General features: G+C 41.6%; 6 protein-coding genes. 1 reads left to right on the forward strand and 5 read right to left on the reverse strand.

What is annotated here, in order from left to right:
- Positions 1 to 7: 7 nt before the first annotated feature.
- Positions 8 to 2,167: a PhoX family protein gene (locus tag H6G08_RS24875; protein ID WP_190547854.1), complete on the forward strand. Its 2,160-nt coding sequence runs from the start codon at positions 8 to 10 to the stop codon at positions 2,165 to 2,167.
- Positions 2,168 to 2,232: 65 nt separating this feature from the next.
- Here H6G08_RS24875 and H6G08_RS24880 read toward each other — a convergent pair whose 3' ends face one another.
- The 5 genes from H6G08_RS24880 to H6G08_RS24900 all read right to left on the reverse strand — a co-directional run bounded on the left by H6G08_RS24880 (position 2,233) and on the right by H6G08_RS24900 (position 7,578).
- The gene (locus H6G08_RS24880; RefSeq protein ID WP_190547856.1) at positions 2,233 to 2,781 is read right to left on the reverse strand and encodes a PEP-CTERM sorting domain-containing protein; all 549 of its coding nucleotides are present in this window, start codon (positions 2,779 to 2,781) and stop codon (positions 2,233 to 2,235) included.
- Positions 2,782 to 3,089: 308 nt separating this feature from the next.
- A complete protein-coding gene (locus H6G08_RS24885; protein WP_190547858.1) occupies positions 3,090 to 4,409 on the reverse strand; it encodes a hypothetical protein in 1,320 nt (439 codons plus the stop codon).
- Between the two features lie 103 nt (positions 4,410 to 4,512).
- Positions 4,513 to 4,959, reverse strand: a complete 447-nt coding sequence (locus tag H6G08_RS24890) for a DUF3598 family protein (RefSeq protein ID WP_190547860.1) — start codon at positions 4,957 to 4,959, stop codon at positions 4,513 to 4,515.
- 81 nt (positions 4,960 to 5,040) lie between these two features.
- Entirely contained in the window at positions 5,041 to 6,456 is a 1,416-nt protein-coding gene (locus tag H6G08_RS24895) for an aldehyde dehydrogenase family protein (protein ID WP_190547862.1), read from the reverse strand.
- 87 nt (positions 6,457 to 6,543) lie between these two features.
- On the reverse strand, positions 6,544 to 7,578 hold the full coding sequence (locus H6G08_RS24900; protein ID WP_190547863.1) for a nitrilase-related carbon-nitrogen hydrolase: 1,035 nt from the start codon (positions 7,576 to 7,578) through the stop codon (positions 6,544 to 6,546).
- Positions 7,579 to 7,724 lie beyond the last annotated feature (146 nt).

A 7,724-nucleotide genomic window follows, 5' to 3' on the forward strand; every position in this document is an offset into this window, starting at 1 on the left:
ACAACAAATGAAAGGACGCTTTCACCCAAAAAACAATGTCAGTCTCAACCCCTCTGCTAACGAATCAATTCGTGATGTCATCGATAGGATGAGTGTCAGCCGTCGGCGCTTCCTCATCACAGCCGCCAGCACAGCCGCCTTAACCGTCGTCGGCGATATATCTATTGGTGGCTTAATCCAAACCGTCGAAGCCTCGGACATTCGCAAAAGTAAAGGATTTGCTGGTATTGGTTTCAAGAGTATTCCACCAAATCTGCGTGTCGGTGACAGGTTAAAAAATGATCTAGTCAGTGTTCCTGCTGGTTACACAGCTAAAGTACTCGTAGCTTGGGGAGATCCTATCGCTTCTGGCGGCCCGACTTGGCTAGCTAATGCTTCCCAAGATGCAGCCGCACAGGAAAAACAGTTTGGGATGCACGCCGATGGTATGCACTACTTCCCCCTCTCTCCAGGAAACGTTGTAGGTCGTGCAGTCAGTTCACAAGCCAGATCCTTACGAGGCTTTATCAACCAACCAATTAATAATGGTTTGTTGTGTGTCAACCATGAGTACACCCAAGAATCAATTCTCCATAGTGACGGTCTAGATCCAGTTTCAATTGCTAAGGTACGCAAGTCTCAGGCAGCGCATGGTGTATCGGTTGTAGAAATTTCTAAGCAAGGTAAGGAATGGAAATACAATCCCAATTCACCCTATGGTCGCCGTATCACAGCTAACACCGAAATGCGAATTTCTGGCCCTGCGGCTGGCGATCCACTTTTGAAATCGAAGAAGTTTGATATTAGACCTGATGGTTCTGTTGACACCGGCAGATTTAACGACGGTTACACCGCCTACGGCACAGTTAACAACTGCGCCAACGGTTACACACCTTGGGGTACTTATTTAACCTGTGAAGAGAATTGGAATGGCTATTTCGGAAACAATGGAGAGGCGTTAGTTTCTACTCCCGGAATCCCAGACGCGGAGGTTCTTGCAGGACAGAATCGTTACGGTCTTTCCGCCTCTGGTGCTGGCTATAAATGGCATCAAGCCGATCCACGTTTCAACAACCGCACTAACCCCCTCGAATCCCATTCATTTGGCTGGGTAGTAGAAATTGATCCTTACGATCCACAAAGCAAACCAGTTAAGCGTACTGCCTTGGGTAGATTCAAGCATGAAAGCGCTCAGGTTGTGGTCGATGACAGAAATAATGTGGCTTTTTATATGGGAGACGACGAACGCAACGAATATATCTATAAGTTCGTTTGTTCCCAGCGTTTGAATCCGGGAAATCGTAATGCTAACCGCGATTTACTTGACAATGGGGTGTTATACGTTGCCAAGTTTAACGATAACGGTACTGGCCAATGGATTCCTTTAGTGCATGGTCAAAGAGGTCTGACAGCCGAAAATGGTTTTAAAAACCAAGCTGAAGTCCTGGTCAAGACTCGTCAGGCGGCGGATCGGGTTGGTGCAACCATGATGGATAGACCAGAATGGACAGCAGTACGTCCTCGCATTGGCGGTTATAAAGAGATTGAAGTTTACTGCACATTGACCAACAATAACCGTCGGGGTACAACTCCAGTCTCCATCAACAATGCCGATGGTTCAACAGGAGCAGGTAGTGCGCGTCCTCCTGTAAATGCAGCTAACCCCCGTCCTGACAACCGTTTTGGTCACATCATTCGTTGGCGTGAAGATGGACGCACCGTCACAACAACAACTTTTACATGGGATATTTTCTTAGAAGCTGGTGATAAAACTCGGACAGAATCAAATCTTCAAGGAAATATTAAAGGCGATGACTTAAGTTCGCCAGATGGTTTGTGGTTTGATGACTTCGGTCGCTTATGGATTCAGACCGACCACGCAGGTGATGGTACTGGTGATTTGGTAAATATTGGTAGCAATACGATGTCTTGTGCTGACCCCAACACCAAACAGGTTAGACGCTTCTTAACCAGTCCTACAGATTGTGAAGTCACAGGTATAACTACCACCCCTGACGGAAAAGCGATGTTTATTAATATTCAGCATCCAGGTGATAGCGGCGATACCTTAAACCCCACCAAGACTAGTAATTGGCCGGCTAGTCAAGGTTATGGCCCATCCGGTCGCCCACGTTCTGCAACTGTGGTGATTACTCGCATTGATGGTGGTGTGATTGGTGGACTGTAACAAAAATTAGCGAAAATCCCCGTTCTATGAGTGGGCGGGGAAACCCCGCCCCTACTATATTGTGATTAAGCTGCAAGTTTTGTGGCTTTTTTGCGTTTCATCCACAATCCCATTAAAGTTGCGATCGCAGTTCCGCCAACAGTTAGTGGTTCGGGTACTTGATAGCTGACTGTACCTACTTCGGTGGCGTTTACAGATTGGTTTAGGGAATAAAATCTGTTTCCACCTACATCTGGGTTATTGAGATTCTCAGATGCGATCGCAAACTTATCAGCGACAAAATAGCTTAATCCCTGAAGCGTACCATTATTAAAGGTAAGAATGGGGAAAGCATCAAAATCAAAATCATCTTTTTGTGTATAATTCTTACCCAAGTAATTAAAATTTAAGGCTAATCCGTTTTCAACTCCGATAGTTTCCAGACCTGTCTTAGTTAAACTTGAGTCATCATAGCGAAAAGAACCGAAATATCTACCAGGATTATCTCCTGATGTTGCATTTACTTTGAATTTGTAATTAATAATTGCAGCTTGTGTTGGTTTAGCAGCAGTAATAGTTATCAAGGAAATAGCGGTTGCAATTGTTGCTACTACTAAGTTTTTAGCTGATTTCATCAAAATAATACTCCTAAGATTTAATGCATCAGCTTTAAATTAAATATCTTAGGTTAAGAGGTATAAAATAAACAGTTAATAAAACAGAATATGTAATTACAGCTATTTTCAGGTAAATAGACCACGCTGTAGGGGCACGGCACTAGTAAAATTATTGTATGTACCAAAAGATTGTCGGTGCCGTGCCCCTACAACAGATGTGGTTTAAATAGGTGAAAATTGCTGTAAATTTTATCAGGCTAATTATTTTTATAATAAAAAAATGGTGGGCAATGCCCACCCTAATTTTTGATATTCAAAAGTCAAGATTATTTTTTCACTAAAATATATGCTGTAGCATATTCAGGTAATTTGCTGATATGGTTGACAAATGCTTTCTGACTGGGAAAAATACCCGCTAAAAAATCAAGTTGATAGAGATTAGGTAAAAAGGCTCCGCCTGTATCAGCAATTACGCCCATTTGTAACTGTTTGCTTCCACCTGCATTATGCTCAATGACAATTACTTTACCTAAACCCATATTCAGGACATCGCCTGCAAAAGTTACTCCGGGTTTGATGGATATTTTGGCATCAATATTATATCCATAACCTTTAATAGCATTAACTTCTCTAAAATACCAATAACGTTTTTGCGCTGTTGCTTTTAAACCCCTGACATAAGGTATTTCATTACTTCTATCAACGTTAAAATACCCCTCTTTACCATCTGGAAACTTAATTAATATAGTGCCTTGCATGAGTGCTTCTTCCAGTCCGGTGCGAGTTAAATATGCTAAGGGTTCAACTTTGCCAAATTCTTTACCACCTGGTTCATATATTCCCGATAATACATCCTGCTTGGTATATCTGGTGTAGAATTTATCAGCAGTGAAGTTATCATTTAAACTATAAATAGGAATATTATATTTAGCAGTTTTCTTCCGCGTCCCATTGTGAATAAATACCGCATATTTAGTAATCCGCAGTTGGCGTTGATTTTTAACTTTGGGATTATAAGCAGTCCATTTGATTACTTTAAAATTTTTATTAATAAAGTTAGGGTCTTGTAAGCGGGTAGGGCGATTATTGGCAATATCTTCTTTTAAAACCGCAACCATGAAATCTAAGGTTTTAATCACATCGTCTACCGTTACCCCTTGAGTTTCAAGTATCCCTTTACGTAAAACATCGGGGTCTGCATTGGCGTGGTCTTGGTAATATTTTCTGGTGTTGGTGAGAACAGTAAGTAAATCTGCTTGGTTTAATTTAATTTTTGTACTTGGTAACTTTCCACTATTAAAAACTTGGTTAGGATTGACATTAAATTTAAATTTCTTTAACTCATCAATAGCTTTATATGGTGTAGCGGCTGAGATTAAATTCTGTTCAATTCCTTGGTCATCATTAACAAAATTTAATAAATTCGTGGCGATTAGCTGAACCGATTGAATGAAGGGTAAGGAAAGAAATGGTTGAGTTAGGGTTTCTGCTTTTTGAGTTAAAGCAACATTTTGTACAGGTTGCTGTTGTTGATTTACCTGTTCATTTGTTGACTGAGCATATAAATGATTACTACCTAACCCAACACATAATAAGGTTGCTAAACCTGCCGTTAGGCTAATTTTTTTACTGAATAATCTACTCATGAAGATGGAAGGGAAGGGAAAGGGGACAAGGAGGACAAGGGGGACAAGGAAGAATGACAATGATTATTGTACAGACGCGATTCATCGCGTCTCTGACAAATGACTATTTTAACCTTTCTTCCTGAATGAGGGTACGTTGATAAATTTGATGATTTTTAAACCAATGCCAAGTACGGGCGCGATAGTTATTGTCTGGACTAATTTGAATCATTTCATACAAATTCATATCTGGTGCGTTCTTATAAGCAAACCATAATATGACTGTAGAATCGTCGATTTCCCAAGCTTTTCCGGTAATGCGTTCGGTATCAAAAAATAGGGCTTTGTCGCGATATATTCCCGGAAATTGATGTTCTTCTTTTTTCCCGTCAGCCCAGGTATAACGATTGATTTGATAATAGGGATGGGGGCCATTTTCGGGGAATTGACAACTTAGATGAGACTGATATTTATCGAGAATTGTTCCGGCGTTATCTACTACTGTATAAGTACCTACCCATTCTCCTTCATGACGGACAAGTACGGGCATTCCTTCGCGGATGGTAGACATAGAAAACTCCTTGATATTGTTAATGGTGAGAGACGCGAGAGACGCGAGAGACGCGATGAATCGCGTCTGTACAATGGTGATTCATTCATCAAACCACCAGGGGTTATTTGCAGAGTTGGTTTTGATTAAAAAGGCTTTTTTACGCATAAATCTTTTCAACGCTGCAGGCCCCATGCGCGAACCACCTAAACCAGAAAATTTGAATGAATTTTTTTCGCCTTCGTGCATGATAGCAGTCAAAGCTGCATCGTTAATACTAATACCTCCTGCTTCTATTTGTTGGGCAACTTCTAAGGCTAATTCTGGGGATTCGGCAAAGACAGATGCACTTAAACCATAAATTGAGTCGTTAGCTAAATTTATTGCTTCTTCAATTTGCGAAAAGGGCATGATTGGCATAATGGGGCCAAAAGTTTCTTCGGTCATAATTTTCATGGTATGATTGACCTTAGTTAAAACTGTGGGACGACACCACCAACCACCGCCTAATTCTTCAACTTTACCGCCACAATGAATCATTGCTCCTTTATCAACAGCATCTAAAAGCTGATCGCTAATAATTGCTGCTTGTTTTTCGGCAATAATGGGGCCTAGTTCGCCACTTTCTAATGTGGGATGAGCTAATTTTATCTGTTGGGCTTTATTGACTAATAAAGAAACAAATTTATTAAATATAGATTCGGCAACGTAAATTCGCTCAATTGAAAGACAAGACTGTCCAGAATTCACAACCGCACCCCATAAAATTGCTGAGGTAGCTAAGTCTAAATCAGCTGATTGTAAAACTATTGCGGGGTCTTTACCACCTAATTCTAAAAATACGGGAACAAATCTTTTGGCGGCAATTTCCGCAACTTTTCGCCCTGTGGCAACACTACCTGTAAAGCAGACTAAATCTACATATTCTATTAAAGCTGCTCCGGTTTCACCTGCACCTTCAATAAAGGTAAAAACATCGCGTAATTTGGGTACAGCATTTAATGCTGTCATTAATGGGGCGACGAAACGCGGTGCTATTTCACTGGGTTTAACAATGACTGCACAACCGGCGAGTAATGCGGGAATAGCATCGATTGTTGAGAGTAATAAGGGGAAATTCCAGGGGCTAATTATGCCAACAAGGGGATAGGGAACGGCTGTTTGTTGTAAGGCGATAAAAGGAATGCTAGTGTTTTTGGCGGAGTCTTGTAGTAAGTCTGGTGCTAACCGACACCAGCGATCTATGCTAGAGATGAAAGAGTCAATTTCCATTTCCGAAATTGACAATCTGCCGGTATCATTAACCAAAGCTTCAGTTAAGCGATCGCGTTCTGCTAATATCGCTTGTTTCCATTCTTGTAATACTTCTATTCTCTCATCAATACTGAGCTGCTGCCAACGAACTTGCGCCCGTCGCAGTCGATTGCACAACTGCGCCAGCAGCTTAGGCGGCGGCGGGATAATCACATAGTCAAATTTTCCTGTCCGAGGATTGCGAACATCGATTGAGTTGGGCATGGGGCATGGGGCATGGGGCATTGAGGATTAGTCAACAGTCAACAGTCAACAGTCAACGGTCAACAGTCAACAGTTAATCAGTTACCATCAAATTATGCCTAATTGGGCTAGGCGTTCAATGGTGGCTTGTTGTGTTTGCAGAAAGTGTTTGCGGTCTACTTCTGTATTCAGCATAGTGTTTGGTGGGTAAAATTGCGACTTCAGATAACTTTGGGCGTATAGTTCAAATCGCTGGCGGGAAAGTATATTATTTAACCCTGGTCTTTTGCGATCGCGTTTTAAAGCAGCGAGATCTATCTCTGCAAAGGCTGCCATACTTTCGCCTGTAGTTGTTTCTGTTAAAACTATTCCCCGATGATCGATAATTTTAGAACCGCCATCTGCTGAGGATATGGGGATGGGGATATTAGCGATACCTGCAGTATTAGCAGAAACAATGTATGCTGTATTTTCTACCGCACGAGTAATTTTAGCTGCATCTTTGGGCGTTAAATTTTTGCTGTAAATTTCCGAGGTGGAATGGAGAAAAATCTCTGCGCCGCGCATGGCTAAACAACGGGCGACTTCTGGATATAAAATTTCTTCAGATGCTAAAGCAGCTAAATTGCCAATTTCAGTTTTAGCTACGGGAAAAACCCCTTCTAATCCGTAGCAGTCGAGATATTTATCCCACACATCATGGGGTGTGGGTGCAAACATAGAATTTAACCGTCGATATCGCAAGACGATATTTCCCGACGGGTCAATTACAAAGCAGGTTTGAAAGTATAATTCAGGGAAATTCGGGTCTAATTCGTAAGCATTTCCTGCTAAAAATATCCGATGCTTTTGAGCAATTTTACCGAGGGCTTCATATTCAGCCCCATGCATTTCTAAACAGGCTTTATCAGCCCACACCGCCAACGATTCACCTAGCGGAAAACCTGTGAGGAAATATTCTGGTAAAACAATTAATTTACAGTCAAAACCAATAAATGCAAGACTAGCGGCGATTTGCTGTGATAAGCGGTTTATGGTATTTTGCATTAAAGCACGAGCTTCAGTGCGATCGCTCGCTTGATTAACTGCATGACAGGTAACTTGCAGTGCTAAGGCTCGATAGGAATCTAAGTTATTGGTCATTGGTCAATAGTCAATAGTCAATAGTCAATAGTCAATAGTGGGAGCATCCCAATTTTGACGCAATACCCTAGAAGGGTATTGCTATACCAACAAAGCCTGCCTTCGCAGGCTAAAAGTTTGATAGCCTGCGAAGGCAGGCTTCGTAT

The organism is Calothrix anomala FACHB-343 (assembly GCF_014696435.1).
Taxonomy (GTDB): domain Bacteria; phylum Cyanobacteriota; class Cyanobacteriia; order Cyanobacteriales; family Nostocaceae; genus Aulosira; species Aulosira anomala_A.

Excerpts from the sequence above, each read along its gene's own strand:
- H6G08_RS24875 (WP_190547854.1), top strand. The coding sequence starts at position 8 with ATGAAAGGACGCTTTCACCCAAAAAACAATGTCAGTCTCAACCCCTCT.
- H6G08_RS24880 (WP_190547856.1), bottom strand. The coding sequence starts at position 2,781 with ATGAAATCAGCTAAAAACTTAGTAGTAGCAACAATTGCAACCGCTATT.
- H6G08_RS24885 (WP_190547858.1), bottom strand. The coding sequence starts at position 4,409 with ATGAGTAGATTATTCAGTAAAAAAATTAGCCTAACGGCAGGTTTAGCA.
- H6G08_RS24890 (WP_190547860.1), bottom strand. The coding sequence starts at position 4,959 with ATGTCTACCATCCGCGAAGGAATGCCCGTACTTGTCCGTCATGAAGGA.
- H6G08_RS24895 (WP_190547862.1), bottom strand. The coding sequence starts at position 6,456 with ATGCCCAACTCAATCGATGTTCGCAATCCTCGGACAGGAAAATTTGAC.
- H6G08_RS24900 (WP_190547863.1), bottom strand. The coding sequence starts at position 7,578 with ATGACCAATAACTTAGATTCCTATCGAGCCTTAGCACTGCAAGTTACC.